The following is a 2,810-nucleotide window of genomic DNA, read 5'->3' as shown; positions in this document are numbered from 1 at the left end:
AGTTGATACATTGCTCTTGCAGCACCATACTTAACTTTTTCCACGAAATGTGTTAGGAATGGCTCTATAAGTGGGACCGCTTCTTTTGCGTCCAAAGTTCCTAAAGCTTCAATAATAGCTTCGTAGGGTTGCAGCAAATGAGGTTTATCTGGTGTTTGCTGCGCCCTTCCGACTCCATCCTCTAGTAAGGCCAGTAACGGGGGTATCGCTCTTGTATCTCCTAACATTTCTAAGGCTTGAACAGAGGATTCCCTGACATAATAGTCGTCACACTGTAACCCTTCAATCAAGTTAGGGACCACTTCGGTATTGCCTAATTTACCTAATGCTTTGGCGGAATTACGTCTAAGAGGATAACCTCCATCTGGAGAGCGATCCAGTTCATCGTGTAAAGCAATCAATAACGCTTCAATAGCTTCAGGGGTATTGACTCGAAACCGTCCTAACCACCAAGCAGCATAATATCTGGCACTTAAGTCTTCTGGCTGCTGTAAATTTGTGATAGCTTGGTTAACGCCATAAAGAGGAGAGTCGCTTTCTGCTGAGTTCTCTTGATTTGACTTCAAATTAGACATGATTGAAAGTGATTTTCTAACCATCTTCCCATATCTAATACATAGAGGGTAAGACAATGAATAAGTACGACTAGAAAAATGCCGAAAAAGATAAGGAGCTACACCAATAAGCTAAGGATAAAAAGCCTAGACCAGAAGTCATAACTAGAGCGAAAATGAGGGATTCAACGGAATTCTTCATAAACAGAAAGGTTCAAATTAATTTCGGGACTCTTCCTTTTTAACAAAACCACTGCAAAATCAGCAACGCCAAAATTTGGGAGTTTGAGTATAGACAACACTCAAACTCCAGTTACTAGACCATCTCAGTGATCTTCAGAATTTTGGCCCCCATCTTGTGTATGTTTTGAATGGTCTTAGACATCTGACTATACCTAACCACCCATTCTTGACGACTAAATTTATTTATTCTCGCAGCACCCTGCTTGCTGGAAAAGGCAATGCGAAAACGCTTGCCAGTATTGTCATAATTAGCTCCATTCCCCAGAGTTGGGGGTTTGATAGGAGTGGCTAAATTAGCAGCAATAGAGGAAATCAGTCGAGCATTGTTATTGCTACTATCATTGTTAGCTGGCCCCCGTAACAGGGAAAACATACGGTTGAAGGATTCATTTTTCAGCCCAACCACTGAACGAATGCCACGAGGAGAAGGAACGATATTCTCACCGAAACTTTGAGCATATTCGTTACTATCAAGGTAAGAGTTGATTTCAGCTGCGTATCCTTCTTCGTTGTAAATCTGAACGTGTTCAGATACTTCTTGTTGACTTTGAGGTGGACGACCTAAAAAATGCTTGAAGTTTAACTCAATAAAGCGATACTGAGACGCAGAATGGAAAAACAGAGACTGATATAAACTAGATTGCGCGACGGCTCGAACAAATCCACGAACAGTAATGTCACCATTACGTAGTTGAGATTCAGCACTGGTGAGGCGATCACTTTCCATCAAATACTGATTTCCCAATACCTGTCGATAGACGGCGGTGATGATTTGCTGTAGCTCCTCTTCAGTAGTATTGGGACGAAGTTCTAGCGGTTCCATTTCCACGGTAGCTGATGCGGTTAAATTTGCCATCATTTTATTGTGATAAGTTCTTCTGATTTTCTATTAAGTGTTAATCAGGTTTACCCCAACCAACCAATAAACAAGCAAGTGTGTTTATAACACACTTGCCAACTCCATAATTATCCCAACTAAATTAGGACATGGAGTTGATTAAATAATCTAGGTAGCCGTTATATTCAAGTAAAGCTTGAGCAGACAGATCCCGTGGCGCACAACCACGATTACGAAGGAAGGTTAAACCAGTGATATATGTAGCGGTATCAATTCCTAACGCACGATAAACTTCCCGCGCACCAGCAATTCCCCATTCATCAATGGGACCGGTACCACCAACCACTAAACAATAGTTGATTAAGCGTAAGTAGTGGACAATATCGCGCTTACACTTCTCTTTTTGAGTGCTATTATCCATGTCCCGGCCACTACCACTGGGGAACTTTTGATAAATAGCATTAACAGCTTCTTGAGCAACAGCATCATAGTTAGCAGCTAACTTTTCAGCAGCTTCCATACGAGCAGCCGCACGCTGTAAACTTCCTTGGACTGATTCTAAATCAGATGAACTGGGAAAACGACCTGCCAAGTCAGCAGCAGCAACGGTTGTGGTTAGAACGGATTTCATAATTTAGAGTTTCTCCTAGTTTTCTTTAGAAAATTCAACAAGATTGCCAATACACTTCAAAATGCCTAAATTTTTTCAGTCTTAGCTGATGGTAGCAATAACTTCATCAAAGTAAGAAGCACACTCAGCAGCTAAATTAGAGCAATCACCCTCAGTGAAGGACATCTTGTTGTATTTGCTACCTGCTTGAGCTTCAGTATTGGTATCGGTGATGTGAGCTACCGCACAAGCTTTCATGATCGCAACAGCACGAGTGGTATTACCTGTAGGAACGCCTAAAGCACTATAGGTTTCCTTTAAGCCATTTAAACAGCGATCTTTGAGAGTAGAGGGGTCACCTGTTAATAAAGCATAGGTAACATAGCGTAAGATGATTTCTCCATCACGAAGACAAGCTGCCATCTTACGGTTAGTATAAACGCCACCACCAGGTTCGGTTAAACCAGGACTTTCGCAACAGATACCAGCAATAGCATCAGTAACAATACAACTGGCGTATCTTCTCAAAAAGCCAGGGGTCACTCGCTGCGAAAACTTAGGCCAA

4 protein-coding genes are annotated in these 2,810 nt (G+C 41.8%); all 4 read right to left on the bottom strand.

Features of this window, described 5'->3' with window-relative positions:
- Positions 1–575, bottom strand: a 575-nt coding sequence (locus P9B04_RS19290; RefSeq protein WP_342056597.1) for a HEAT repeat domain-containing protein, incomplete at its 3' end; no start/stop codon positions are given.
- A gap of 295 nt (positions 576–870) precedes the next feature.
- Positions 871–1,656 (bottom strand): phycobilisome rod-core linker polypeptide, encoded by a 786-nt coding sequence (locus P9B04_RS19285; RefSeq protein ID WP_342056596.1) that lies wholly within the window; start codon positions 1,654–1,656, stop codon positions 871–873.
- A gap of 121 nt (positions 1,657–1,777) precedes the next feature.
- Entirely contained in the window at positions 1,778–2,266 is a 489-nt protein-coding gene (locus P9B04_RS19280; protein WP_342056595.1) for a bleomycin hydrolase, read from the bottom strand.
- Positions 2,267–2,347: 81 nt separating this feature from the next.
- Positions 2,348–2,810 (bottom strand): hypothetical protein (locus P9B04_RS19275; RefSeq protein WP_342056594.1); only part of this gene is annotated, 463 nt, incomplete at its 5' end.

Origin of the sequence: Crocosphaera sp. Alani8, from assembly GCF_038442745.1 — a bacterium.
GTDB lineage: Bacteria > Cyanobacteriota > Cyanobacteriia > Cyanobacteriales > Microcystaceae > Crocosphaera.
Note: the sequence above shows the minus strand (reverse complement) of the source record. Positions and strands in the feature narration are given on the sequence as shown.